The 26163-nt window shown below is 73.4% G+C and carries 23 protein-coding genes; 8 read left to right on the top strand and 15 right to left on the bottom strand.

The genetic code is table 11. The features are described 5' to 3' along the window. Positions 1–61 precede the first annotated feature (61 nt). Together sufB and SXIN_RS24895 are read right to left on the bottom strand one after the other, a co-directional pair. A complete protein-coding gene (gene sufB / locus SXIN_RS24900; RefSeq protein ID WP_019709585.1) occupies positions 62–1483 on the bottom strand; it encodes a Fe-S cluster assembly protein SufB in 1422 nt (473 codons plus the stop codon). Continuing rightward, positions 1480–2361, bottom strand: coding sequence for a helix-turn-helix transcriptional regulator (locus tag SXIN_RS24895; RefSeq protein ID WP_095757557.1), 882 nt, complete (start codon positions 2359–2361; stop codon positions 1480–1482). The genes sufB and SXIN_RS24895 overlap by 4 nt, the downstream gene beginning before the upstream one ends. 319 nt (positions 2362–2680) lie before the next feature. On the opposite strand from SXIN_RS24895, the gene SXIN_RS24890 reads away from it, so the two are divergent. Both SXIN_RS24890 and SXIN_RS24885 read left to right on the top strand, forming a co-directional pair. Next, positions 2681–3607 carry an ABC transporter ATP-binding protein gene (locus tag SXIN_RS24890; protein ID WP_039821845.1) on the top strand — a complete coding sequence of 309 codons (927 nt, stop codon included), beginning with the start codon at positions 2681–2683 and terminating at the stop codon, positions 3605–3607. Then, positions 3604–4389, top strand: a complete 786-nt coding sequence (locus SXIN_RS24885; RefSeq protein WP_019709582.1) for an ABC transporter permease — start codon at positions 3604–3606, stop codon at positions 4387–4389. The genes SXIN_RS24890 and SXIN_RS24885 overlap by 4 nt, the downstream gene beginning before the upstream one ends. Before the next feature lie 138 nt (positions 4390–4527). Here the strand turns inward: SXIN_RS24885 and SXIN_RS24880 are convergent, their stop codons facing one another. From SXIN_RS24880 to SXIN_RS24860, 5 genes are all read right to left on the bottom strand, one after another. Continuing rightward, complete coding sequence (locus tag SXIN_RS24880) at positions 4528–5112, bottom strand: carboxymuconolactone decarboxylase family protein (protein WP_019709581.1); 585 nt, start codon at positions 5110–5112, stop codon at positions 4528–4530. A 226-nt stretch (positions 5113–5338) separates the two neighbouring features. Beyond that, complete coding sequence (locus SXIN_RS24875; protein ID WP_095757556.1) at positions 5339–6493, bottom strand: cobalamin B12-binding domain-containing protein; 1155 nt, start codon at positions 6491–6493, stop codon at positions 5339–5341. After that, positions 6490–8274, bottom strand: a complete 1785-nt coding sequence (locus SXIN_RS24870; RefSeq protein ID WP_420341065.1) for a PP2C family protein-serine/threonine phosphatase — start codon at positions 8272–8274, stop codon at positions 6490–6492. The genes SXIN_RS24875 and SXIN_RS24870 overlap by 4 nt, the downstream gene beginning before the upstream one ends. A gap of 157 nt (positions 8275–8431) precedes the next feature. Next, entirely contained in the window at positions 8432–8851 is a 420-nt protein-coding gene (locus tag SXIN_RS24865; RefSeq protein WP_095757555.1) for an STAS domain-containing protein, read from the bottom strand. Between the two features lie 474 nt (positions 8852–9325). Then, a complete protein-coding gene (locus SXIN_RS24860) occupies positions 9326–9772 on the bottom strand; it encodes a hypothetical protein (RefSeq protein WP_019709580.1) in 447 nt (148 codons plus the stop codon). 137 nt (positions 9773–9909) lie between these two features. Here SXIN_RS24860 and SXIN_RS24855 point away from each other — a divergent pair, with 137 nt between their 5' ends. Beyond that, a complete protein-coding gene (locus SXIN_RS24855; RefSeq protein WP_095757554.1) occupies positions 9910–10908 on the top strand; it encodes a COX15/CtaA family protein in 999 nt (332 codons plus the stop codon). 229 nt (positions 10909–11137) lie between these two features. Here SXIN_RS24855 and SXIN_RS24850 read toward each other — a convergent pair whose 3' ends face one another. Together SXIN_RS24850 and SXIN_RS24845 are read right to left on the bottom strand one after the other, a co-directional pair. After that, positions 11138–11542, bottom strand: a complete 405-nt coding sequence (locus tag SXIN_RS24850; protein ID WP_039821836.1) for a hypothetical protein — start codon at positions 11540–11542, stop codon at positions 11138–11140. 99 nt (positions 11543–11641) lie between these two features. After that, positions 11642–12583: a heme o synthase gene (locus SXIN_RS24845; RefSeq protein WP_420341064.1), complete on the bottom strand. Its 942-nt coding sequence runs from the start codon at positions 12581–12583 to the stop codon at positions 11642–11644. A gap of 440 nt (positions 12584–13023) precedes the next feature. On the opposite strand from SXIN_RS24845, the gene tkt reads away from it, so the two are divergent. From tkt to pgl, 5 genes are read left to right on the top strand one after another with little or no spacing between them, the layout of a single operon-like run. Beyond that, positions 13024–15117 (top strand): transketolase, encoded by a 2094-nt coding sequence (gene tkt / locus SXIN_RS24840; protein ID WP_019709576.1) that lies wholly within the window; start codon positions 13024–13026, stop codon positions 15115–15117. A 35-nt stretch (positions 15118–15152) separates the two neighbouring features. Continuing rightward, on the top strand, positions 15153–16268 hold the full coding sequence (gene tal, locus SXIN_RS24835) for a transaldolase (RefSeq protein ID WP_019709575.1): 1116 nt from the start codon (positions 15153–15155) through the stop codon (positions 16266–16268). 3 nt (positions 16269–16271) lie between these two features. Then, positions 16272–17795 (top strand): glucose-6-phosphate dehydrogenase, encoded by a 1524-nt coding sequence (zwf, locus tag SXIN_RS24830; protein WP_019709574.1) that lies wholly within the window; start codon positions 16272–16274, stop codon positions 17793–17795. Then, positions 17792–19012: a glucose-6-phosphate dehydrogenase assembly protein OpcA gene (gene opcA, locus SXIN_RS24825; RefSeq protein WP_095757552.1), complete on the top strand. Its 1221-nt coding sequence runs from the start codon at positions 17792–17794 to the stop codon at positions 19010–19012. Before zwf ends, opcA begins: the two co-directional genes overlap by 4 nt. Further along, positions 19009–19791 carry a 6-phosphogluconolactonase gene (gene pgl, locus SXIN_RS24820; RefSeq protein WP_039821824.1) on the top strand — a complete coding sequence of 261 codons (783 nt, stop codon included), beginning with the start codon at positions 19009–19011 and terminating at the stop codon, positions 19789–19791. Before opcA ends, pgl begins: the two co-directional genes overlap by 4 nt. A gap of 99 nt (positions 19792–19890) precedes the next feature. Here the strand turns inward: pgl and pgi are convergent, their stop codons facing one another. From pgi to SXIN_RS24790, 6 genes are all read right to left on the bottom strand, one after another. After that, positions 19891–21543: a glucose-6-phosphate isomerase gene (pgi, locus tag SXIN_RS24815; RefSeq protein WP_039821828.1), complete on the bottom strand. Its 1653-nt coding sequence runs from the start codon at positions 21541–21543 to the stop codon at positions 19891–19893. Between the two features lie 60 nt (positions 21544–21603). Further along, positions 21604–22926, bottom strand: coding sequence for an MFS transporter (locus SXIN_RS24810; RefSeq protein ID WP_095757551.1), 1323 nt, complete (start codon positions 22924–22926; stop codon positions 21604–21606). Between the two features lie 313 nt (positions 22927–23239). After that, positions 23240–23575 (bottom strand): RNA polymerase-binding protein RbpA, encoded by a 336-nt coding sequence (locus SXIN_RS24805; protein ID WP_078649359.1) that lies wholly within the window; start codon positions 23573–23575, stop codon positions 23240–23242. 160 nt (positions 23576–23735) lie between these two features. Then, complete coding sequence (gene secG, locus SXIN_RS24800) at positions 23736–23966, bottom strand: preprotein translocase subunit SecG (RefSeq protein WP_019709568.1); 231 nt, start codon at positions 23964–23966, stop codon at positions 23736–23738. 130 nt (positions 23967–24096) lie between these two features. Continuing rightward, a complete protein-coding gene (gene tpiA / locus SXIN_RS24795; RefSeq protein WP_019709567.1) occupies positions 24097–24885 on the bottom strand; it encodes a triose-phosphate isomerase in 789 nt (262 codons plus the stop codon). 6 nt (positions 24886–24891) lie between these two features. Further along, positions 24892–26094: a phosphoglycerate kinase gene (locus SXIN_RS24790; protein WP_019709566.1), complete on the bottom strand. Its 1203-nt coding sequence runs from the start codon at positions 26092–26094 to the stop codon at positions 24892–24894. Positions 26095–26163 lie beyond the last annotated feature (69 nt).

The following is a 26163-nucleotide window of genomic DNA, read 5'->3' as shown; positions in this document are numbered from 1 at the left end:
CGCCGCCCCGTGCCCCGTCGGACGGGCACGGGACGGGCGGGCCCCGGACGGCGCCGGCCGGTCAGCCGACCGCGCCCTCCATCTGCAGTTCGATCAGCCGGTTCAGCTCCAGCGCGTACTCCATGGGCAGCTCGCGCGCGATCGGCTCGACGAAGCCGCGCACGATCATCGCCATGGCCTCGTCCTCGGAGAGGCCGCGGCTCATCAGGTAGAAGAGCTGGTCCTCACTGACCTTGGAGACGGTCGCCTCGTGGCCCATGGACACGTCGTCCTCGCGGACGTCCACGTAGGGGTAGGTGTCCGAGCGGGAGATCGTGTCCACCAGCAGGGCGTCGCAGAGCACGTTGGACTTGGAGCCCGCGGCGCCCTCGCCGATCTCGATCAGGCCGCGGTAGGAGGTCCGGCCGCCGCCCCGCGCCACCGACTTGGAGACGATGTTCGAGGAGGTGTTGGGGGCCATGTGGACCATCTTGGCGCCCGCGTCCTGGTGCTGGCCCTCGCCGGAGAAGGCGATGGACAGGGTCTCGCCCTTGGCGTGCTCGCCCATGAGGTAGACGGCCGGGTACTTCATCGTGACCTTGGAGCCGATGTTGCCGTCGACCCACTCCATGGTCGCGCCCTCGTAGGCCACGGCACGCTTGGTGACCAGGTTGTAGACGTTGTTCGACCAGTTCTGGATCGTCGTGTAGCGGCAGCGGGCGCCCTTCTTCACGATGATCTCGACGACGGCGCTGTGCAGCGAGTCCGACTTGTAGATCGGGGCGGTGCAGCCCTCGACGTAGTGGACGTAGGCGTCCTCGTCGACGATGATCAGCGTCCGCTCGAACTGGCCCATGTTCTCGGTGTTGATCCGGAAGTAGGCCTGGAGCGGGATCTCCACGTGCACGCCCTTCGGCACGTAGATGAAGGAGCCGCCGGACCACACGGCCGTGTTGAGCGCGGCGAACTTGTTGTCACCGGCCGGGATGACCGTGCCGAAGTACTCCTGGAAGAGCTCCGGGTGCTCCTTGAGCGCCGTGTCGGTGTCCAGGAAGAGGACGCCCTGCTCCTCCAGGTCCTCGCGGATCTGGTGGTAGACGACCTCGGACTCGTACTGGGCGGCGACACCGGCGACGAGGCGCTGCTTCTCGGCCTCCGGGATGCCCAGCCGGTCGTAGGTGTTCTTGATGTCCTCGGGCAGGTCCTCCCAGCTGGTGGCCTGCTTCTCGGTGGAGCGGACGAAGTACTTGATGTTGTCGAAGTCGATACCGCTGAGGTCGGAGCCCCAGGTGGGCATGGGCTTCTTGCCGAACAGCCGCAGGCCCTTGAGCCGCAGCTTCAGCATCCACTCCGGCTCGTTCTTCTTCGCCGAGATGTCGCGGACGACCTCCTCGGACAGTCCGCGCTTGGCCGCCGCGCCGGCGGCGTCGGAGTCGGACCAGCCGTATTCGTAGGTGCCCAGACCCTCGAGTTCGGGGTGGGCGGTCTCCGTGGGGAGCGTCATGCGGGGTTCCTCCCGGCCGTGCTTGCGGATGCTGTGGTGGTCCTGGTGGTGGTGCGGTGCGGGCGGGCGGGGCCGCTCTCGGCCGTTCCGGTCCGCGGGGCGCCCGGTGCGCCGCCGCTCCGGTTCCGGCCGCCGCCCTTGGCGCGGCCGCCCGGAGGAGCGCCGCCCTTGGGCACGAAGGTGGTGCAGACCCCGTCGCCGTGGGCGATGGTGGCCAGCCGCTGCACATGGGTGCCGAGCAGGTCCGAGAAGACCTCGGTCTCCGCCTCGCACAGCTGCGGGAACCGCTCGGCGACGTGGGCGACCGGGCAGTGGTGCTGGCAGAGCTGCTCGCCGACCGGTGCGCTGCGCGCTGCGGCAGCGTACCCGTCCGCGGTCAGCGCCCTGGCCAGGGCCTCGGTGCGCTGCTCGGGGGCCACGCCCTCGATGATCTTGCGGTAGCCGGCGGCCTGTGCGGCCAGCCGGGCGCGGGCGAAGGCGGAGACCGCGGCCTCGCCCTTCTCGCCGCCGCCCGCCTGCTGCGCGATCCAGCGCAGCGCGTCGGCGGCGAGCAAGTCGTAGGCCTGGTCGAAGGCGTCGCGGCCGTCGTCGGTGAGCGCGAAGGCCTTCGCGGGCCGGCCCCGGCCGCGCGAGCCGTAGACCCGCTGGTCGCGGGGTTCGACGAGGCCCTCGGCGAGGAGGGTGTCGAGGTGACGGCGGACGGCCGCCTGGGTCAGCGCCAGCCGCCCGGCGAGTTCGGCGGCGGTGGAGGGTCCGTGGTCGAGGATGGAGCGCGCGACGCGGTTGCGGGTGGAGCGCGGCTCGTCGTGCGCGGGCAGGGGCGACGGGGCGGTCGCCGGGACCGCCGCTGTCTTCCGCTCTTCGCTCACGTTTTTCACAACGCCATTGTTGCGTAATTATTCCGCTGGCGACAACCGAGGCCGGACGGCCGTCACGTGGGCTCGATCACTAAGGGTTACCTAACACCGCGGGCCGGGCGGCCGGGTTCCGGCGAGCCGGGCGGGGGTCCCGGGGGACGACGGCGCCGCCGCCGTCCCGCTCCCCCATGGCTCACCGGCGGCTCCGGCGGCACGCCGGAGCCGGGAAACCGCCCGATCGGCCGTGTCCCGCGGGCGGCCCGCGGGGCGCGCGGCCGGGCCCCGCCCCCTCCGGGTCCCTGGCCGCCGGCCGCCGCGCGGGGCTCCGTAGACTGCCGCCATGCATGAGGAGCCCGTCGTCCAGGTGCGGAAACTGGTCAAACGGTACGGCCCCGGGACCGCGGTGGACGGGCTCGATCTGTCCGTGGCGGCCGGCACCGTCACCGCCGTCCTCGGCCCCAACGGTGCCGGGAAGACCACCACCGTCGAGATCTGCGAGGGCTACCGCCGCCCCGACGCGGGCACCGTCCGGGTCCTCGGTCTCGACCCGGTGGCACAGGCGGCGGCCCTGCGGCCCCGGATCGGGGTGATGCTCCAGTCCGGCGGCGTCTACCCGGGCGCGCGGGCCGCGGAGATGCTGCGGCACACCGCGAAGCTCCACGCCCACCCGCTCGATACGGACATGCTCACCGAGCGGCTGGGCCTGGGCGGCTGCGGCCGCACCCCCTACCGGCGGCTCTCCGGCGGCCAGCAGCAGCGGCTCGCGCTCGCCATGGCGGTCGTCGGCCGCCCCGAGCTGGTCTTCCTCGACGAGCCGACGGCGGGTCTCGACCCGCAGGCCCGGCGCGCCACCTGGGACCTGGTGCGGGAGCTCCGCGCGGACGGGGTGACGGCCGTCCTCACCACGCACTTCATGGACGAGGCCGAACAGCTGGCCGACCACGTGGTGATCATCGACGGCGGCCGGGCCGTCGCCGCGGGCAGCCCCGAGGAGCTGTGCCGGGGCGGCGCCGAGGACACCCTGCGCTTCACCGGCCGTCCCGGCCTCGACCTCGCCGCCCTGCTCACCGCCCTGCCGGCCGGCGCGGCCGCGGCGGAGACGGCCCCCGGCTCGTACCGGGTCACCGGGAAGGTCGGTCCGCAGATGCTGGCCACCGTCGCCTCCTGGTGCGCCCAGCACGGGGTGATGCCGGACCGGATCGCGGTCGAACGGCGCACCCTGGAGGACGTCTTCCTGGAGCTGACCGGCAAGGAGCTGCGCGCATGAGCACGGAAGCGGACCGGACCGCCGGCACCTTCGCCCCCCGGCCCGGGGCCGCGCCGCTGGGCCGGATGATCGCCGCGCAGACCGCCCTGGAGACCAGGATGCTGCTGCGCAACGGCGAGCAGCTGCTGCTGACGGTCGTCATCCCCACCCTGCTGCTGGCGCTCTTCGCCACCGTCGACATCGTCGACACGGGCGCCGGCCGGGCCGTGGACTTCCTCGCCCCGGGCGTGCTGGCGCTGGCCGTGATGTCCACGGCCTTCACCGGGCAGGCCATCGCCACCGGCTTCGAACGCCGCTACGGAGTGCTGAAGCGGCTCGGCGCCTCCCCGCTGCCGCGCTGGGCGCTGATGACCGCCAAGACGGGCTCGGTACTCGTCACCGAACTGCTGCAGATCGCGCTGCTGACGGCGGTCGCCCTCGCACTGGGCTGGTCGCCCCGGGGCAATCCGCTCACCGTGGCGGTCCTGCTGCTCCTGGGGACCGCGGCCTTCTCGGGGCTGGGGCTGCTGATGGCCGGCACCCTGCGCGCGGAGGCGACGCTGGCCGCCGCGAACCTCGTCTTCATCCTGCTGCTCGTCGGCGGCGGAGTGGTCGTCCCGCTGGAGAGGTTCCCGGACGCGGCACAGTCCGTCCTCCAGCTCCTGCCGATCGCGGCCCTGTCGGACGGCCTGCGGGACGTCCTCCAGCACGGCGCGCCGGTGCCCTGGGGCGACCTGGGCCTCCTGGCCGGCTGGTCGGCCCTGGGCCTCGGCCTCGCGGCCCGCTTCTTCCGCTGGGAGTGAGGGGCCCGCGCGACGCGGCCGGCCCCGGCCGGTGGTGCCGGACGGGTGCCGGGGCCGCGGTGCGCCCGACCCCCGTCCGGGCTCACCACGGCACCGGCGCTCCCGCCCCGCGGCCGTGCGGCGGGTACGGCGGTACGGTCAGCCGCTCCGCGGGCGGCCCGCGGCGGTGCCGTCCGGCGGGAGGGCGCAGGTGTCGGAGAAGCCCTGACTGGTCAGTCCCACCGCGCTGTTGACGCGGGAGCGGAAGTTCTCCAGCGCCACCATCGCGGTCAGTTCGACGAACGCCGGTTCGCCGAGGCGCTCCAGCAGGCTCGCGGCCAGTCCGTCGGTGACCTCCGGCGGCGTCGCGGTCATCGCCTCGGCGTACTCCAGGACCAGCAGCTCGGTCTCCGTGAACGCCTCCCGGTGCTCCCGCCACCCGGGCACCCTGCTGACCTTCTCCAGCGGCAGGCCCTGCCGTTCGGACACCCAGTGGCCGAAGTCCACGCACCAGGAGCAGCCGATCCGCACCGCGGCGGCCATCTCGGCCAGGTGCTTCAGGACCGGGTCCAGCTCCTTCCAGCGCCCCGCCTTCGTCTCGAAGGAGAAGTAGGCGCGCAGGGCCCTCGGGTGGTGCCCGAGGACCAGGGCCGGTTCGAGGACCTTGCCGTACGCGCGCCGTGAGTACCACGCGCCCAGCCGGAGCGAGAGCGTGCGCCGCGGGTTCAGGGAGATCCGCGCCATGGTGCTGCCTCCTCGTGCGAGTCGTGCCGCCCGCCCGTACGGGGGCGGCGTTCACCGACTCGACGGAGGAGCCGCTCCGGGATGTGACATCGCGGCCGCGGGCCGGCCCGGCCCGGACCGGTGGCGGGCCGGACGGCCGGGCCGGGTCCGGTCGCGGGCGGTTCGCACCGGCCCCCGGTGCTCCGGGGAGCGCGCGGCGCGGGCCCGGGACCGTTCCGGTGAGGCGTCAGCGGCCCGGCTCGCGCCGCGAATCCGTGTCCGCCGGACGGGCCGGGTCCCCGCCGCCGGCAGCGGCGGCGGGCGTGGAGGTGGGGGTGGCCGTGGGGTCGGCGGCCCGGCGGGCCCGGTCCAGCAGCCGCCGGGCACGGGGGCAGTCGCCGAGCTGCCCGTCGAGGACGTCCAGGGCCGTCGGCAGGTGGTGCGCGTCCGCGTCCCGTGCCGCGAACACCCCCGCCGTCCAGAGCACATAGCCCGTGAACAGCTCGGCGTCGTCGGTGTAGAGGGCGGCGGCGAGGTAGTCGACGAGGTGCGCGATGTCCTCGGCGAGCTCGCGGCGCCGGCCGCCGGAGAGGCCGGCCGTTTCCGGCAGGCGCCGCTCCAGGCCGTCCAGCACCGCCTCGACCAGGCGCGGAGCGGCCTCGGAGACCCGGGTGTACTCCTGGTCCGCCAGGTGCGGCAGGTCGTCGACGGCCCGGCGGACGGGGCGCGGCGGGGGCGGCGGGTCGTCGGCGAGCCGGTCGGCGGCGGAGCGGGCGTCGGGCGCCCAGGCGTCCGCGTGCAGGAGGCGCGCGTAGCGTCCGTCGGGCCCGAAGGCGGCTCCCCCGACCAGCACGGGCACCCCGGCCCCCTGGCAGGCCATGATCGTCGCGTGGGCGGTGGGCAGCCGGGTGGCGAGCGAGCCGGACAGGGCGACCGCTTCCGGCCCGGTGCGGTGGAGATGGGCGATGAGGTGCGGGGCGGGGACCTGGGCGCCGAGGTAGTCCACGCGCCAGCCGCGCAGTTTCAGCACCTCGGCGAGGAGCCGGGCCGGCAGCGCGTGCCACTCCCCGTCCACGCAGGCCACGGTGAGCCGGCCGCGCGGGGGCTCCGCCCACGGCGGCTCGCCGTGGTGGGTGATCACGGCGATCACGCGGTCGTTGATGGCGGTGGCCGCGTGCTCCCCGGCCACGCTCATGCGGTTGGCGGCCCACTCCACGCCGACCTTGCGCTGCACCGCGCCGATGACGTCGAGGAGCACGCTCTCGGCGTCGAGGCCCGCGTCGAGGGCGGCGAGGGCCGTCCGGGTGGCGGCGTACTCGTCCCCGTCCACGACGGCCTCCCACAGCTCGCGCGCGTACGGGGCGGGGGCGGGGTGCCGGCCCCCGGGTTCTCGTACGGTCATGGGGTTCCCCTGTCCGGTCGGTGTCCGGTGGTGCCGGGAGGCCCACCGTGGTGGGAAGAACCGCCGGGGCCGCCCGTCCCGGGCCCGTCCGCTCCGGGAGGCGGTGGCCCGGCGTGCGGCCCTCCGCGCGGGGGCGCGATGGCGACGACGGCCCTGTCGTCGGCGGGGCCGGGGCCCGCCCACTCGGCCGCGAGCATCTGGACCCGTTCCACGACGGCCTCCGGCGGCAGCCCCGCGCACTCCGAGAGCGCCTGCCGCAGCCGTTCCTCGCCGAACATCTCCCGGCCCAGCGGGCCGCCGCGGGCCTCGGTGATGCCGTCGGTGTAGAGCACGCAGGTCTCCCCCGGCGCGAGGGCGGTCCGCGCCGTGACCGTCTCGACCTCCGGCAGCAGGCCGACCAGCGTGCCGGAGGTCGCGGTCTCCTCCACCCGCCCGCCGGCCCGTACGAGCAGCGGCGCCGGATGGCCCGCGCTCGTCACCCGCAGTTCCAGACCGTCCTCCCGGGGGAGGACCGAGGCCAGCACGAGGGTCGCGAAGCGGGTGTGCTGCGGGGAGCTGAGCAGCGCCCCGTTGAGCAGGCTCAGCACCTCGTGGTGGTCCCCGGCCAGCGGGACCAGGGCCTCCAGCGTGATGCGGATCTTGCCGGCCAGGACGGCGGCCTCCAGTCCCTTGCCGCACACGTCGCCGAGGACCACCAGGAACCCCTCGCCCCCGGCGGCGCCCGGCAGCGGGTGGACGTCGTAGAAGTCCCCGCCGACCTGCTCGGTGTCCGAGGAGGCGCGGTAGCCGCCGGCGAAGTCGGCGCCGGCGGCGCGGTGCAGGACCGGGGGCCGGAGTTCGCGCATCAGCGTCTCGGTGATCGCGGTCTGCTCCGTGTACAGCCGGGCCGCGGACATCGCCGCCCCGGCGCGCGAGGCGAACAGGCGGGCGAAGAACTCCTCACGCTCCGGGAAGCCGGCCGGCCCGGAGCGCAGCAGGATCAGCGCGCCGGACGGCTTCTCCAGGGGCCCCGGAAGCGTCTTCACCACGATCGAACCCACCGGTCCGAACCCCTCCGGGACCACCCATGCGGGCGCGTCCCCGGGAGCGACCCACCGCGGGGGCGGCAGCGGGGCGCCGCGCAGCGCCTCGGTCAGCCCCGGCATCCCGACGGGGTCCACGCCCCCGGGCCGGCGCACCGGGCGTCCGCCGCGTTCGCAGAAGACCACCGGCAGCCGGCGCCCGGGGCCGGGGACGACCACCAGCGCGGCCTCCGCGAAGCACTCGGCCGCCAGGCGGGCGGTCACCTCCACGCAGCGTGCGGGATTCAGCGAGGCCAGCAGCAGGTTGCCGGCGTCCGCCAGGGACTCCGTGCGCTGCCGCTCCTCGCGCAGCGCGTCGTCCGCGGCACGGCGGCCGGTGTCGTCCACCAGCCACCACAGCACGGTGCCGCCGGGGTGCGGGGTGGGGTGCGCCAGGAAGTGGCGCTCGCCGATCCGCCCGCCGGCCGCGCCGGCGGCTGCCCGGTCCCGCTGCCCGCTCTCCCGCTGCCGGGCGGTACCAGGCTCACTCTCCCGGAGGCCGCCGGTGAGCCGGTCGTGTGCCGCGGCCAGCCAGTCCGGGGCGGTGTCCCGCAGCCGTGCGCCAGGACGGACGGCGGGGCTCAGCTCCGCGGCCGCCTCGCTCACGGAACGCACCACGCCGTCCGCGCCGACCGCGAGCACCGGGTACGGCGCGGACCGCCAGGCGGTGCCGAGCCCGGCACCGCCGCCGTCGGCGGCAGGCTCTACGGAATGTTCCACGGGAGCACGGCCCGCACCGCGGGCCCCTCACCTCGCAACGCTGGACGACGGCCGGTCCCCCTCCCCCGACGATCTCCCGCGCCCGGCCGCGCGGCAACCGCTCCGGGTGCGGCGCGGCCGGGGGCGGCCCGGAGCCGGACCGGCCGGCCCTCGCCCGTCAGTCCCGCGGCCGGCCGGCGTCCGGCCCGCTCTCCCGCTGCGGTTCCGGTGCGCTCCCGCCGAGTCCGGCGCGGACCGCCGCCAGGGCCTCGTCGGCACTGGCGTGGACGGGGATCAGCCGGCCGACCCCCGTGAGTTCCAGCAACCGGCTCAGGGAGTGGGGCGGCGCGGCCAGGGTCAGCGAGCCGTCGTGCTCGCCCGCGTGGCGCAGCAGGTTGATGAAGGCGTTGAGGCCGGAGGAGTCGCAGAACGGCACGGGGGCCAGATCGAGGACGAGATGGCGCCGGCCGGCGTCCATCAGTTCGAGGCCGCGGGATCGCAGGGTGGGGGCGGTTTCGAGATCGAGTTCGCCCTCCACACGGAGCAGCGCCAGAGGGCCGTCGGCGTGGTGGACGCTGAGACTGAGCGGTTCGGTCATGAGGGCACGGGCTCCTGCCGGACGTGTCGGCGAGCGCCGCCGTCGGCGGACGCGGGGGCGGCCGGAGCGGGGGGCGCCGCACCGGCCGCGCTGGTGATCGGACGGGGACGGGAAGCGGGGCCGCCGGGACGGCGCGCGGCACCGGAGCGCGGCACCGGAGCGGTGGTCCCCGGCGCGGGGCGGCGCCATGGCACCGGTGCCTGGTGTCCGGTTCCTCGCATGCGCTGCCCCTCTCTTCCTCGTCCGTCCCGCCCGGTTTTCCCCGGTGTCGGCCGTTCCGTGGTTCAGCGTAGGCGCGGTACAGACCGTTTCGAAAATACTCACGACAGGCGGAACACCCGCGCAGGAAGGCGGGGGGCAGTGGCCGGCCGCTTCCGTTCCACCGTTCTTCTGCCCAACCCCCGCCAGGTAACCGGTTCTTGACAGAAGCGTGATTTCCGCTTCCGTTTCCGCGGAGGGCCGGAAACGCGGGAGCTACGGCAGAAGCCGCCCCGGGAGGGTTCCGGGGGCCAGGAAGGCCAGCCGGCTCGGCTCGTGGTCGCCCTCCCAGTCCTCGCTCCAGCCGACGGCTCCCGCCACGACGTGGTCCCGGCGCCCGTCGGCGGTCTCCAGTACCAGCACCCGGTCGTCGCGGCGGGCGTGCCCGGTGTCGGCCAGGATCAGCTTCCGCTCCTCCTCCGTGGCGCAGCGGATCACCAGACCGCTGTAGTTGATGCCGGTCTTGACCGCCCGCACCGGCTTGAAGAGCACATCGATCCGGGACTGCCGCGTACCGTCCCGGCCGACGGAGCGGGCGCGCAGCAGCAGCTGGCCGTGGCTGACCGTGTAGGCCCAGACGGAGAAGGCGCGTTCGGAGCGGAAGAGTTCCCTGCCGGGGGCGAAGTGGCCGTCGGTGTTCAGCCACACGTCTGAGGTCTCCATGACGGAATCCTGCCAAAGATCGCCCCGTTCGGTGAACGGAAAACCATCACCTCCGTGCTTCCCCCGCACCGGCCGCCGGGGACGCGGACCGGGGACCCTCGTGAAAAGATGCACAAGAGCATGTTTACGATGGACCCGTGTCCAAGCCGACCGCAATCGTGCCCAATCCCCTCGCCGCCATCGCCGCCCGCTGGACGCCGTCCCCGCGGACGGTCCGGCTGGCCGCGCTCGCCGCGCTGCTGATGAGCATCGTCATCATCGTGACCGGTGGCGCCGTCCGGCTGACCGGCTCCGGGCTCGGCTGCGACACCTGGCCGAAGTGTTCCGGCGACAGCCTGATCGCCACCCGGGAGATGGGGCTGCACGGCGCCATCGAGTTCGGCAACCGCATGCTCACCTACGTGCTGACCGCCGCGGTCGGCTGGACGATCATCGCGGCCCGCTCCGCGAAGCCGCGCCGCCGGAGCCTCACCCGGCTGGGCTGGCTGCAGTTCTTCGTCGTCCTGGCCAACGCGGTGCTGGGCGGCATCACGGTGCTGCTGGAGCTCAACCCGTACATCGTCGCCGGGCACTTCCTCGCCGCCACCGCGCTGCTCACGGTGACGGCCGTCACCTGGGAGCGGACGCGGGAGGGCGACGGCGCCCCCCGGCCGCTCGCCGGTCCCCGGGTACGCGCGCTGGCGTGGGCGCTGGCCGCCGTCACCGCCCTCCTGGTGATCGCCGGCACCGTGGTCACGGGCGCGGGCCCGCACGCGGGCGACAGCAGCGAGGTGCCCCGGATGGGCGTGGACTGGGAGACCGTGACCCGGGTGCACGCGCTGCTCGCCTGGGCGGTGGTCCTGCTGACCGCCGCGCTCTGGGTGGTGCTGCGCGCGGTGGACGCCCCGGCCGCGCCCCGCAGGCGAACCGCCCTGCTGATGGCGGTGCTGCTGGCGCAGGGCGCCATCGGTTACGTGCAGTACCTGACCGACCTGCCCGAGGTCCTGGTCGGCCTGCACATGCTCGGCTCCTGCCTGGTCTGGGTGGGCGTGATCCGGGTCCTGCTCTCCCTGCGGGAGCGGCCCGCCGTCGCGGCGGAGCCGCCCGTGCCGCCGGCACCCCGGCAGGAGGGCCCGGCGGTCGCCGCCGCCCTCTGACCCCGGCTCCGTGCGTCGGCTCCGCGGCGGCTCCGGCCCCGCTCCGGGCGCCGCGCCCCTCGCGCCCCCGACACAGGACGGCCCCCTCCCGGCGCGGTCGGCGCAAGCCGTGACCGCGCCGGGAGGGGGCCGTCCCGCCGTCCCGCCGTCCCGCCGCCCCGGACCAGCCGCCCGCCGGCCGTCCGTCCCCCGCCCGGCGCGGCAGACGGGCCCGGGGCGCCCGTCCCGGTCAGGCGGCGTTGCGCGGGCCGCCGAGCTGGATCCCGGCCATGCGCGACCACTCGTACGGTCCGGTGCGGACCCGGGCCGCCATCTCCCCGTCGAAGTCCTCGTGCACGGTGATGCCCGCCTTCTCGGCCGCGCGCTCCGCGATCGCGTGGGACGGCGCCACCAGGTCGCCCCAGCCGCCGTCGGCACCGACGAGGACGATCCGGGCGCCCATCTGCCCGAGGTGCGCGATCTGCCCCTCGGCGGAGCCGCCGTGGTGCTTGGCGAAGGCGCTGATCTCCCGGGCCAGCTTGGCCACCCGGCGCTCGGCCCTCTTGTCCGCCCCGGCCGCCTTCCCGGCCGCCGCGGCGGTGTCTCCGGCGGCCTGGGTGCCGCCCGCGTCCTGGTCCTGCTTGCTGTCTGCCATGACCAGGATGCTACCCACGGGTAGATCAACTGGCGACGGGCCGGGTGCGTGGCCTTGACCACGCACCCGGCCCGTACCGAGCCCGAACCGCCGGGGGCCCTAGCGGAGGAAGGGGTCCACCGCGACGGCGAGGAAGAGCAGGGAGACGTAGGTGATGGACCAGTGGAACAGCCGCATCTCCTTCAGCTTGGCGCCGGTGATCCCGGCCCGGGCGCGCGCCTGCAGTCCGTGCGCCTCCTTGAGCCAGAACGCGCCGAGGACGACGGCCACCGCCGGGTAGAACCAGCCGGTGTAGCCCAGCGGCCACAGCAGCAGCGAGACCGCGACCATCACCCAGCTGTAGAGGACGATCTGCCGGGCGACCGCCTTGTTCCCCGCGACCACCGGCAGCATCGGGACGCCCACCCGCGCGTAGTCGTCCTTGACCTTCATCGACAGCGGCCAGTAGTGCGGCGGCGTCCAGAAGAAGATGACCAGGAAGAGGACGAGCGCGGCCCAGGAGACCTCGTTCCGCACCGCGGACCAGCCGATGAAGACCGGCATACAGCCCGCGATGCCGCCCCAGACGATGTTCTGCGCGGTACGCCGCTTGAGCCACATCGTGTAGACGACGACGTAGAAGAGGAGCGCTCCGAGCGAGAGCATCGCGGACAGCGGATTGACCAGGAACCAGAACCACGCGGTGGAGCCGACGGCCAGCGCGGTGGCGAAGACCAGGCACTCGCGCGGCGAGACCATGCCCGTCACCAGCGGACGCTGCGAGGTGCGGTCCATCAGCGCGTCGATGTCCCGGTCGATGTACATGTTGTACGCGCCGGCGCCGCCGGCCGACATGAAGCCGCCGATACAGGTGGCCAGGACCAGCCACAGGTCCGGCACGCCCTCCGCGGCGAGGAACATCACCGGGACGGTGGTCATCAGCAGCAGCTCGATGACGCGCGGCTTCGTCAGCGCGAAGAAAGCCTTGACCCGGGCATCGAGTGGCCGGTAGCCGGGGCCCATCACGGGCACCCGCACTGGATGGGAATCGACGACCGTCACGCGCACCCCTGTGGTGAATGACATCGGCGGCTCGGTGCCGCGGGGAGATCCTGCAAGTCCGCCCGGAACCGACGGGTCCGGTCACGGCTTGCGCGTACCACGCCACTTTAGACGCCCGGGGGACCACGCCCGCCGCCGGGGGTGCCGGACGTGTTGGGCGGGCGCGGCGCCCCTCCGTTTGAGCGGTTGGGGCCCATGGCCCGTATGGATGCCCGACAGGTCTGATCATGCGTCCGGCGGGGAACCCGGCCAGGGCCCGCACCGGCGCACCGTACGGCCGCGGCGGGAGGGGTGCGCCGGGCGGACAGAAGCCTCCGTGAGGTGCGGTTCCGACAGTTGGACGGTCGAAAGCACGCACACGGGTGCGAGATAGGCTCGACACCGCCCGGTGAGCCAAGTCACCGGCACTGCGACCTTGTGGAGAGGAGCCCTGACCCAGGGTGAGCATCAAGCCGACGACCACAGAGCTCGAGTGGACAGAGCTGGACCAGCGGGCCGTTGACACCGCCCGAGTCCTGGCCATGGATTCCGTGCAGAAGGTCGGTAACGGCCACCCCGGCACGGCCATGAGCCTGGCGCCCGCCGCCTATCTCCTGTTCCAGAAACTGATGCGGCACGACCCCTCCGACGCCGGGTGGACCGGACGGGACCGCTTCGTCCTCTCCCCCGGCCACTCCAGCCTGACCCTCTACATCCAGCTCTACCTGGCCGGTTACGGACTGGAGCTGGACGACCTCAAGGCCTTCCGCACCTGGGGCAGCAAGACCCCGGGGCACCCGGAGTTCGGTCACACCACCGGTGTGGAGACCACCACCGGCCCGCTCGGCCAGGGCATCGCCAACGCCGTGGGCATGGCGATGGCCGCGCGCTACGAGCGCGGACTGTTCGACCCGGAGGCGCCCGAGGGCGGCTCCCCGTTCGACCACACCGTCTGGGCGATCGTCTCCGACGGCGACCTGGAGGAGGGCATCTCCGCCGAGGCGTCCTCGCTCGCCGGGCACCAGAAGCTCGGCAACCTCATCGCGCTCTACGACGACAACCACATCTCGATCGAGGGCGACACCGCGACGGCCCTCTCCGAGGACGTGCTGCAGCGCTACGAGGCCTACGGCTGGCACGTCCAGCGCGTCGACCAGGCCCCGAACGGCGACTTCGACGTCCAGGCGCTGTACGCGGCGTTCCAGGCCGCGAAGGCCGAGACCGGGCGGCCCTCCATGATCGCCGCCCGCACGATCATCGCCTGGCCGGCGCCGAACGCGCAGAACACCGAGGCATCGCACGGCTCGGCGCTGGGCGCCGAGGAGGTCGCCGCCACCAAGCGGGTGCTCGGCTTCGACCCCGAGGTCCACTTCCCGGAGGACGCGGAGGTCCTGGCGCACGCCCGCGCCGCCGCCGACCGGGGCCGCGAGGCCCGCGCCGCCTGGGACAAGCGGATGCAGGACTGGCGGAACGCCAACCCGGAGCGCGCCGCCGAGTTCGACCGCATCAGCGCGGGCGAGCTGCCCGAGGGCTGGGAGCGCAGGCTGCCGGTCTTCGAGCCCGGCAAGGACGTCGCCACCCGCAAGGCCTCCGGTGAGGTCCTCAAGGAGCTCGGGCAGATCATCCCCGAGCTGTGGGGCGGCTCCGCCGACCTCGCCGGCTCGAACAACACCACGATCGACGCCACCTCCTCCTTCCTCCCGGCGGACAACCCGCTGCCCGAGGCGAACCCCTACGGCCGCACGGTGCACTTCGGCATCCGCGAGCACGCCATGGGCTCGACCATGAACGGCATCGCACTGCACGGCAACACCCGCATCTACGGCGGCACCTTCCTGGTGTTCTCCGACTACATGCGCCCCGCCGTCCGGCTCGCCGCCCTGATGGAGCTGCCGGTCACGTACGTCTGGACACACGACTCGATCGGCCTCGGCGAGGACGGCCCCACCCACCAGCCGGTGGAGCACCTGGCCGCGCTGCGCGCCATCCCGGGCCTCAACATGGTCCGCCCGGCCGACGCCAACGAGACGTCCGCGGTCTGGGGCGAGATCATCCGCCGGCACACCGCCAAGCCCGCCCCGCACGGACTGGCCCTGACCCGGCAGAACGTGCCGACGTACGCCGCGAACGGCGGGGCCGCCAAGGGCGGTTACGTCCTGTTCGAGGCCGAGGACGCCGGCGGGAAGGCCACCGACCCGCGGGTGGTGCTCATCGCCACCGGCTCCGAGGTGCAGCTGGCCGTCGAGGCCCGGGAGCGCCTCCAGGCGTCCGGGGTCCCCGCCCGCGTGGTGTCGATGCCCTGCGTCGAGTGGTTCGAGGAGCAGGACCAGGGGTACCGGGACAGCGTGCTGCCCCCGGCCGTCCGCGCCCGGGTGGCGGTGGAGGCGGGAATCGGCCTGTCCTGGCACCGGTACACCGGCGAGGCCGGCCGGATCGTCTCCCTGGAGCACTTCGGTGCCTCCGCCGACTACAAGGTGCTGTACCGCGAGTTCGGCCTCACCGCCGAGGCCGTCGAGGCCGCGGCCCGGGAATCTCTCGAAGCCGCGGGTCGCTGACGCCCGTATCCGTACAAGGAGGAGTTGCAACTCTTATGGCAGACGCACTCAAGCGCCTCTCCGACGAGGGCGTGGCGATCTGGCTGGACGACCTGTCCCGCACGTTCATCTCGTCCGGTGAACTCGCGGAGCTGATGGACACCAGCCACCTCGTGGGAGTCACCACCAATCCGACCATCTTCCAGAAGGCCATCTCCGGCGGCGAGGGGTACGAGCGGCAGCTCTCCGACCTCGCGGTACGGCGGGTGACCGTCGAAGAGGCCGTGCGCATGATCACCACGGCGGACGTCCGGGACGCGGCCGACGTGCTGCGGCCGGTGTTCGACGCCACGGACGGCCGCGACGGCCGGGTCTCCATCGAGGTCGACCCGCGGCTGGCACACAACACCCACGCGACCGTCGCCGAGGCCAAGCAGCTGGCCTGGCTGGTGGACCGGCCGAACACGCTCATCAAGATCCCGGCCACGGAGGCGGGCCTTCCGGCGATCACCGAGGTCATCGGCCTCGGGATCAGCGTCAACGTCACGCTGATCTTCTCGCTGGAGCGCTACCGCGCGGTCATGGACGCCTACCTGTCCGGCCTGGAGAAGGCGAGCGCCGCCGGCCTGGACGTCTCCCGGATCCAGTCGGTCGCCTCCTTCTTCGTGTCCCGGGTGGACACCGAGATCGACAAGCGGCTGGACGGCATGGGCACCGAGGAGGCCGCGGCCCTGCGCGGCAAGGCGGCCCTGGCCAACGCCCGGCTCGCCTACCAGGCGTACGAGGAGGTCTTCGCCTCCGACCGCTGGGCCGCCCTGGAGCGCGAGGGCGCCAACCGGCAGCGGCCGCTGTGGGCCTCCACCGGCGTCAAGGACAAGGCGTACAAGGACACCCTGTACGTCGACGAGCTGGTCGCCCCCGGCACGGTCAACACCATGCCGCACGCGACCCTGGAGGCCGTCGCCGAGCACGGCGAGATCACCGGTGACACGGTGACCGGCGGCTACGAGCAGGCCCGCGCCGACCTCGACGCGCTGGAGAAGCTCGGCGTCTCCTACGACGAGGTCGTCCGGCTCCTGGAGGACGAGGGCGTGGAGAAGTTCGAGAAGTCCTGGACCGACCTCCTCGAATCCACCGAGGCCGAGCTGAAGCGACTCGCTCCGGAGGCGTGAACATTGAGCAGCAGCAATCCGCTGCGTGACGTGTCGGACCGGCGGCTCCCGCGCATCGCGGGGCCGTCCGGTCTGGTCATCTTCGGCGTCACGGGGGATCTGTCCCGCAAGAAGCTGATGCCCGCCGTCTACGATCTGGCCAATCGCGGACTGCTGCCGCCGGGGTTCTCCCTGGTCGGGTTCGCCCGACGGGAGTGGGAGGACCAGGACTTCTGCCAGGTCGTCCACGACGCGATCAAGGAGAACGCCCGGACCCCGTTCCGCGAGGAGGTCTGGCAGCAGCTGAGCCAGGGCTTCCGCTTCGTCCCGGGCACCTTCGACGACGACGACGCCTTCCGCAAGCTGAAGGCCACCATCAACGAACTCGACAAGGCCCGCGGCACCGGCGGCAACTTCGCCTTCTACCTCTCCGTGCCGCCGAAGTTCTTCCCCACCGTCGTCCGGCAGCTCAAGGAGCACGGGCTGTCGGAGGGGCAGGGCGACTCCTGGCGGCGTGCCGTCATCGAGAAGCCGTTCGGCCACGACCTGGAGAGCGCCCGGGAGCTCAACCACATCATCCACCAGGTGTTCAAGCCCGGTGACGTCTTCCGGATCGACCACTACCTGGGCAAGGAGACGGTCCAGAACATCCTGGCGCTGCGCTTCGCCAACACGATGTTCGAGCCGATCTGGAACCGCAGTTACGTCGACCACGTGCAGATCACGATGGCCGAGGACATCGGGATCGGCGGCCGGGCCGGCTACTACGACGGCATCGGCGCGGCCCGGGACGTCATCCAGAACCACCTGCTCCAGCTGCTGGCGCTGACCGCGATGGAGGAGCCGTCCTCCTTCGACGCCAAGGCCCTGGTGACCGAGAAGCTGAAGGTCCTCAAGGCCGTACAGCTCCCCGGGGACCTGGGCGCCCACACCGTGCGCGGCCAGTACACGCACGGTTGGCAGGGCGGCGAGGAGGTGCTCGGCTACTGCGAGGAGGAGGGCATCAGCCGCGACTCGCGCACCGACACCTACGCCGCCATCAAACTCTCCATCGACAACCGCCGCTGGGCCGGGGTGCCGTTCTACCTGCGCACCGGCAAGCGGCTGGGCCGCCGCGTCACCGAGATCGCGGTCGTCTTCCAGCGCGCGCCGTACTCGCCCTTCGACACCACCGACACCCATGAGCTGGGGCAGAACGCCCTGGTCATCCGGGTGCAGCCGGACGAGGGCGTCACCATCCGGTTCGGCTCCAAGGTGCCGGGCACGTCGATGGAGATCCGCGACGTCACCATGGACTTCGCGTACGGCGAGTCCTTCACCACCTCCAGCCCCGAGGCCTACGAACGGCTGCTGCTGGACGTGCTGCTGGGCGACGCCAACCTCTTCCCGCGGCACCAGGAGGTCGAGGAGTCCTGGCGCATCCTCGACCCCATCGAGGAGTACTGGGACACCCACGGCAAGCCGGAGGAGTACACCGCCGGCACCTGGGGCCCCAGGGCGGCGGACGAGATGCTCGCACGAGACGGACGGAGCTGGCGCCGGCCATGAACATCGACCTCACGGACACCACCTCCAGCCAGATCAACTCCAGCCTGGTGAAGGCGCGGCGGGCCGCCGGCTCGTCGGCCGTCGGCATGGTGCTGACCCTCATCATCGTCACCGACGAGGGCAACCACTACGACGCCCTGAAGTCGGCCAGCCAGGCCTCCCAGGAGCACCCCTCGCGCATCCTCGTGGTCATCAAGCGGCCGGGGCGCTCGCCCCGGGACCGCAAGCTGGCCCGGCTCGACGCGGAGGTGCGGGTCGGCGGGGAGACCGGCACCAGCGAGACGGTGCTGCTGCGGCTCCACGGCGAACTGGCCCACCACGCCCACTCGGTGGTGCTCCCGCTGCTGCTGCCGGACACCCCCGTGGTCGTGTGGTGGCCGGAGGACGCGCCCGCGCACCCCAACGAGGACCTGCTGGGCAAGCTGGCCGCCCGGCGCATCACCGACGCCTCCGCCACCGAGGACCCGGTCTCCACGCTCGCCCTGCGGGCCGAGACCTACACGCCGGGCGACACCGACCTGGCGTGGACCCGCATCACCCCGTGGCGCAGCGTCCTGGCGGCCGCGCTGGACCAGCGGCACGCGCCGGTCGAGTCGGCCGTGGTCGAGGGCGAGGCGTACAACCCGAGCAGTGAGCTGCTGGCGCTGTGGCTGGCCGACCGGCTGAAGGTGCCCGTGGCCCGCAAGGTGTCGGCGGGCCCGGGCCTGACGGCCGTCCGGCTGACGACCGGTGAGGGCGAGATCTGCCTGCACCGGGCGGACGGATCCCTGGCGGCGCTCAAGATGCCGGGGCAGCCGGACCGGCATGTCGCGCTCCAGCGGCGGGAGACCTCCGAGCTGATCGCGGAGGAGCTGCGGCGGCTCGACCCGGACGAGGCGTTCGCCGCCACGGTCCGGTTCGGTGCCGGACGGCTCGGCAAGCAGACGATCCAGCCGGAGACGGTGAACGGGGCGCGGTCGGCGCCGGCGGCCGGGGCGCCGGCGGCCGGGCGGACGCCGCCCGAGCCCGAGCCGGCAAAGCCGTCGGCCCCGGCCCACCGGGCGCTGGAGGCCCCGCGGCCCGCGCCGCCGGGCCCGGCCGGTTCCGCCGGTTCCGCCGCCCCGCCGTCACCGCCGCCTCCGCCGCCGGGTGCGCGGCCCCTGGAGGGCGTCCGGCCGCAGCCGCCGCGCAAGGATCCGGGCGGCCCGGGCGGCCCCGCCGGGAGGCCGGCCCTGTGAGCGCTCCGCAGATCGTCGTCCACCGCGACAAGGAACTCATGGCCGGGGCCGCCGCGGCCCGGCTGATCACGAGGATCGTGGACGCCCAGTCGGCGCGCGGCTCCGCCTCGGTGGTGCTCACCGGCGGCCGCAACGGCAACGGGCTGCTGGCCGCGCTCGCCGCGTCACCGGCGCGGGACGCCGTGGACTGGTCGCGGATCGACCTGTGGTGGGGGGACGAGCGTTTCCTGCCCGCGAACGACCCCGAGCGCAACGAGGCCCAGGCCCGCGAGGCCCTGCTGGACGCGCTGCCTCTCGATCCGGCCCGGGTCCACCCGATGGCCGCCTCCGACGGCCCGCACGGCGCGGACGTGGACGACGCGGCCGCGGCGTACGCCGCCGAGCTGGAACGGGCCACCACCCCGGAGGACCACGGCCCGGTGCCGGCCTTCGACGTGCTGATGCTGGGGGTCGGCCCGGACACCCATGTGGCCTCGCTCTTCCCGGAGTTGTCGGCCGTACGGGAGACGGAGCGGACGGTGGTCGGGGTGCACGGCGCCCCCAAGCCGCCGCCGACCCGGATCTCGCTGACCCTGCCCGCGATCCGCGCGGCCCGCGAGGTGTGGCTGCTGGCGGCGGGCGAGGACAAGGCCAAGGCGGTGGCGCTCGCGCTCTCCGGCGCCGGGGAGATCCAGGTGCCGGCAGCGGGCGCGTACGGCACCCGGCGCACCTTGTGGCTGCTCGACCGGGCCGCCGCGGCCGGGCTGCCGCGCGAGATGTACCCGCCCGCCTCGCCCTGACGCGTCGCCCGCGGCCCGGCCGCTCGTACCGGGAACGGCCCGGGACCGTGCACCACCGTGCACCCGGTCCCGGGCCGTTCCGTGTCCCGAGCGGCGTGACTAGCGTCCGCGCAGGGCGCGGTAGCGGGAGACGAGGGCGGCCGTGGAGGCGTCCAGACCGGGCACCTCGGCCCCCTCGGTGAGAGCCGGCTCGATCCGCTTGGCCAGCACCTTGCCCAGCTCGACGCCCCACTGGTCGAAGGAGTCGATGTTCCAGACGGCGCCCTGCACGAAGACCTTGTGCTCGTAGAGCGCGACCAGCTGGCCGAGGACCGAGGGGTTCAGCTCGGGGGCCAGGATGGTGGTGGTGGGGTGGTTGCCGCGGAAGGTGCGGTGCGGCACCTGCTCGGCCGGTACGCCCTCCGCCTCGACCTCCTCGGCCGTCTTGCCGAAGGCGAGCGCCTGGCCCTGCGCGAACAGATTGGCCATCAGCAGGTCGTGCTGGGCGGCGAGCCGGTCGTCGAGTTCGCCGGCCGGGCGGGCGAAGCCGATGAGGTCGGCCGGGATCATCTTGGTGCCCTGGTGCAGCAACTGGTAGTACGCGTGCTGCCCGTTGGTGCCGGGCGTGCCCCAGACGACCGGTCCCGTCTGCCAGCTCACCGGGCGGCCCTCGCGGTCCACGGACTTTCCGTTGGACTCCATGTCGAGCTGCTGGAGGTAGGCGGTGAACCGGGAGAGGTAGTGGCTGTACGGGAGCACGGCGTGCGACTGGGCGTCGTGGAAGTTGCCGTACCAGATGCCCAGCAGGCCGAGCAGCAGCGGGGCGTTCTCCTCCGGCGGCGCGCAGCGGAAGTGCTCGTCCATGAGGTGGAAGCCGGCCAGCATCTCGCGGAAGTGGTCCGGGCCGATGGCGATCATCAGCGACAGCCCGATGGCCGAGTCGTAGGAGTACCGGCCGCCGACCCAGTCCCAGAACTCGAACATGTTGGCCGGGTCGATGCCGAACTTCGCGACCTCCGAGGCGTTGGTCGACACCGCCACGAAGTGCCGGGCCACCGCCGCCTCGTCGCCGCCGAGCCCGTCCAGCAGCCAACTGCGGGCGCTGGTGGCGTTGGTGATGGTCTCGATGGTGGTGAAGGTCTTGGAGGAGATGACGAACAGCGTCGTCTCCGGGTCCAGGTCGCGCAGCGCCTCGTGCAGATCGGCGCCGTCGATGTTGGAGACGAAACGGAACGTCAGCTCACGCGCCGTGTAGGGCCGCAGCACCTCGTAGGCCATGGCCGGGCCGAGGTCGGAGCCGCCGATGCCGATGTTGACGACGGCCCGGACGGGCTTGCCGGTGTGCCCCGTCCACTGGCCCCCGCGGACCTTGTTGGCGAAGACGCACATCTTGCCCAGGACGGAGTGGACGGCGGGGACCACGTTCTCCCCGTCCACCTCGACGACCGCGTCGTGCGGGGCGCGCAGCGCGGTGTGGAGCACCGCCCGCCCCTCGGTGTTGTTGATCTTCTCGCCGCGGAACATCGCGTCCCGCAGACCGGCCACCCCGGCCGCCGCCGCGAGCTCGCGCAGCAGAGCGAGCGTCTCGTCGGTCACCAGGTGCTTGGAGTAGTCCAGATGGAGGTCACCGGCCCGGAGGGAGTAGCGCCCGGCGCGCTCCGGGTCGCCGGCGAAGAGCTCCCGCAGTCCCACCTCCCCCAGTTTCTCCCGGTGCTGAGCCAACGCGGCCCACTCCGGCATGCGGTCCAGCCTGCCGCGGCCTTCTGCGTTCATCTCGGACATCGACCCACTTCTTCTCGTACGAGCCCCCACTGCGTCTCCCAACCTAAGGGATCACGCGGCGGCAGGAGGTCTCCCCTCGCGGTCCGGGGCGCGGAGGGCCGGTATCAACGCCAGTGCGCCGAGCGCGAAGAGGGCCGCCGTCAGCAGGGCGGGGGTGTTGAGCCCCCAGGCCGCGGCGGCCGCGCCGCCCAGCACGGCACCGAGCGGGGCACTGCCGGTGGACAGGGTGCGGCTCGCCGCGCTCACCCGGCCGAGCATCCCGGCCGGACTGCGCTGCTGCATCATCGTCACCTCGGTGACGTTCCAGACCATGCCGATGACGCCGAAGACGCCGAGCGCGGCCAGCGCGGCGGGCAGACCGCGGACCGAACCGAGCACGACCAGACAGCCGGTCTGCAGGACGAGGCCGAGGAACAGCGCGCGGGCCTGCCCGGCCCGGCGGGTGACCCGCCCGGCGACCAGGCCGCCCAGGACGCTGCCGGCGCCGTAGGCCGTGAGGACGGCGGCGTAGCCCGTCTCCCCCGCGCCCAGCCAGCCCGTCACATGGAGCACCAGCGTCGCGATCAGGGCGCCCATGCCCACGCTGGACAGCGCGTTGGAGAGGCACAGCGACCGCAGCACCCGGTCCCGCCACAGCACCCCGATGCCCTCGGCGATGTCCCGGCGGAGGGTCCGGCCCGCGGACCGCGGCTTCCGTTCGGGCGCGGTGACGCGGAGCGAGGCGATGAGCACCGCCGCCGCCAGATACGTCGCGGCGTCGGCGGCGTAGGGCGCGGCCGCGCCGAGGGCCAGCGCCGCCGGCACCAGGGGTGCGGCGAGGAACGACCCCGCGATCTGCTGGCCGGTCATCAGCCGGGCGTTGGCCGAGGACAGCGCGGAGCCGGGCACGACGGAGGGCAGCAGGGCCGTGGCGGCGTTGTCGAAGAGGGTCTGGAGGGTGGTGAGCGCGAAGGCCAGCGCGATCAGCAGGGCGATCGTCGCGAGACCGAGGGCCACGGCCAGGGCGAAGGCCGCCATCAGCGCGCCCCGGAGGACGTCCACCGACCACATGGCCCGGCGCTGGTCCACCCGGTCCGCCACGGCCCCGCCGAGCAGCCCGAAGAGCAGCCAGGGGAGAAATCCGCAGGCGGTCACCAGGGAGACGAGGAACGGGTCGTCCGTGAGCCGGACGGCGAGCAGCGGGAGCGCCGCCCCGCGCAGGGCGTCACCGAAGCGGGACAGGACGGCGGCCGCCCACAGCCGTCCGAAGCCGCCCCGCCAGGCGGGTGCGGCGGGGCCGGCGGCCTCCGCCGCTCCCGGCCCGGCTCCCGCACCCGCGTCCGTACCGGTGGCCGTGCCAGTGCCCGTGCCGCCCGTGCCCGTCTCCGCGCTCATCACCGCTCCCCGGCCGCGCTGCCCACCGCACCGGCCCCGTGGATGTCTCCCGTACGCCGGAGAACCTAGCCGCGGGCACTGACAGCGGCATCGGGAGGATTCCTCGTCCGGGGCCTCAGGTACGGCTCTCCGGTCCTCAGACGGCTCAGGGGCTCAGGGGCTCAGGCGGGCTCAGAGGGCCTCGGGCCCGGCAGGCTCCCGGGCCCGCCGTTCCCGTGCCGTACACGGCGGACGGCCCGGCCGCCAGGGGTCGCCTGACGGCCGGGCCGTGGAAAGTCGTCGTGCCGGTGTCCGGCCGGGGTCGCGCGGGGGCTCAGATCTCGCCGCGGAGCTTGGCCAGCGCCTCGGCGAGGATCGCCTCGCCGTCGGCGTCGCTGCGGCGCTCCCGCACATACGCGAGATGGGTCTTGTACGGCTCGGTGCGCGGCGGGTCCGGTGGGTTCTCCCGGTCCTGACCGGCGGGGAAGCCACAGCGCGGACAGTCCCAGGTGTCGGGGACCTGCGCGTCGCTGGCGAAGCTCGGCTGCGTCTCGTGCCCGTTCGAGCACCAGAAGGAGATGCGGAGGCGCGGAGCGGACTCGCCCCGCTCGGCCTCCCCCATCGGCCCCGCGCCGACCCGGCTTCCACGGATCGCGTTGCCACTTGCCACGGTCGTAACTCCCTGCGTGATGGTGCTGCGAAGCATCGGTAGGCAGCTCAGCTACCGGGCGCCCCAGTCTATGCAAGGCCCAACGCGCGTCCAGTGGCCGGAGTTACAAAATCCGCCCCGCGGACGCAAGCCCATGATAGGCCGCGAACACGACGATCCGTCAGCTGTCCAGCTTCATCAGGATCCCCAGAGCGACGATGCAGACGAACCACAGGAGCCCGATCACGACGGTGATGCGGTCGAGGTTGCGCTCGGCCACCGAGGACCCGCCGACGGAGGACTGCATGCCGCCGCCGAACATGTCGGACAGACCGCCGCCCTTCCCCTTGTGCATGAGCACCAGCATCATCAGCAGACCACTGAAGATGATCAGGGCGATCGAGAACCCCATAACCACGACTGGACCAACTCTCTCGGGCTTGACGGCTGACTGCGACAGTTCGGGGGCCGGCGGCTGTGTGCCGTCCCGGCCCCCGACAGAGTACGCCGGACTGTGCTGTCCGGCCTACTTCCCGGTCTCTTTACTGGTCGCGGAACCGGACGATCTTGACGAACTCGTCGGCGTCCAGCGCCGCGCCGCCGACCAGGGCCCCGTCCACATCGGGCTGCGCCATGATCGCCGCGACGTTGCCGGACTTCACCGAGCCGCCGTACTGGATCCGGACCCCGTCCGCCAGTTCCCGGCCGTACAGCTCGGCCAGGCGGCCGCGGATCGCGCCGCACACCTCCTGGGCGTCCTCGGGGGTGGCCACCTCGCCGGTGCCGATGGCCCACACCGGCTCGTAGGCGATCACGATGGACGCGGCCTGCTCGGCCGGGATGTCCTTCAGGGCGCCGTCGACCTGGGCGAGCGTGTGCGCGACCTGGTTGCCGGCCTTGCGGACGTCCAGGCCCTCGCCGACGCAGAGGATCGGGGTCAGGCCGTGCTGGTACGCGGCCTTGACCTTGGCGTTGACGATCTCCTCGTCCTCACCGTGGTACTGCCGGCGCTCGGAGTGGCCGATCGCGACGTAGGTGCACTTCAGCTTGGCGAGCATGGAGCCGGAGATCTCGCCGGTGTAGGCGCCGTTGTCGTGGGCGGAGACGTCCTGGGCGCCGTAGGCGATCCTCAGCTTGTCGCCGTCAACCAGGGTCTGCACCGAGCGCAGATCGGTGAAGGGCACCAGAACGGCGACCTCGACGGCGTCGTAGTCCTTGTCGGACAGGGCGAAGGCGAGCTTCTGGACGTGCGCGATGGCCTCGAGGTGGTTGAGGTTCATCTTCCAGTTGCCCGCCATGAGCGGGGTGCGGCCGTGGGCGGGAGCGGTCATGCGGGGTCAGTCCTCCAGTGCGGCGAGGCCGGGGAGCGTCTTGCCCTCGAGGTACTCGAGGCTCGCGCCACCGCCGGTCGAAATGTGGCCGAAAGCGTTCTCGTCGAAGCCCAGCTGCCGGACGGCGGCGGCGGAGTCGCCACCGCCGACGACGGAGAAGGCCGGGCTGTCGAGGAGCGCCTGGGCGACCGCGCGGGTGCCCTCGGCGTAGTCCGGGTGCTCGAAGACGCCCATCGGGCCGTTCCAGAAGACGGTGGCCGCGTCGGCGAGCTTCGAGGCGAAGAGCTTACGGGTCTCCGGACCGATGTCCAGGCCCTGCATGTCGGCCGGGATGACGTCCGCGGAGACCGTGACCGGGTTCGCCGGGGCCTTCGTCCTCAGGTCCGGGAACCCGGCGGCCGCCAGCACGTCGACGGGGAGCACGAACTCCACGCCCTGCTCCTTCGCTCGCGTGAGGTACTCCCGGACGGCCGGGATCTGGTCCTCCTGCAGCAGCGAGCCGCCGATCTCGTGGCCCTGGGCCTTGAGGAAGGTGTACGCCATGCCGCCGCCGATGAGGATGCGGTCGGCCTTGCCCAGCAGGTGGTCGATCACGCCGAGCTTGTCGGAGACCTTGGCACCGCCGAGCACGACGGCGTACGGGCGCTTGACGTCCTCGGTGAGCTTCTTCAGGACGCCGACCTCGGTGGCGATGAGGCCGCCGGCGGCGTGCGGGAGGCGGGCCGGGAGGTCGTAGACGGAGGCGTGCTTGCGGTGGACCGCGCCGAAGCCGTCGCCGACGTAGAGGTCGGCGAGGGCGGCGAGCCGGTCGGCGAAGGCGCCGCGCTCGGCGTCGTCCTTGCTCGTCTCCCCCGGGTTGAAGCGGAGGTTCTCCAGGACGGCGACCTGGCCGTCGGCGAGCCCCTCCACGGTGGAGCGGGCGCCGTCGTCCACGGTGTCGGCCGCGAAGGCGACGTCCCGGCCCAGCAGTTCACCGAGGCGCGCGGCCGCGGGGGCCAGGGAGAACTTGGGGTCCGGGGCGCCCTTGGGACGGCCGAGATGGGAGGCGACGATCACCTTGGCGCCCGCTTCGGCGAGCCGGGCGATCGTCGGGAGGACGGCACGGATGCGGCCGTCGTCGGTGATGGTGGTGCCGTCGAGCGGCACGTTGAGGTCGGCGCGGACGAAGACCCGCTTGCCCGCCACCTGGAGGTCGTCGATCGTCTTCATGAGGGGGACTCCTTGTGAACCCGTGAGCCGGGGTGCCTGATCAGGCAGCAGGGCCCGCGCGTTACGGCC

The sequence above is a fragment of the Streptomyces xinghaiensis S187 genome (genome assembly GCF_000220705.2).
GTDB classification, from domain to species: domain Bacteria; phylum Actinomycetota; class Actinomycetes; order Streptomycetales; family Streptomycetaceae; genus Streptomyces; species Streptomyces xinghaiensis.
This window is presented reverse-complemented; position numbering and strand designations above follow the sequence as displayed.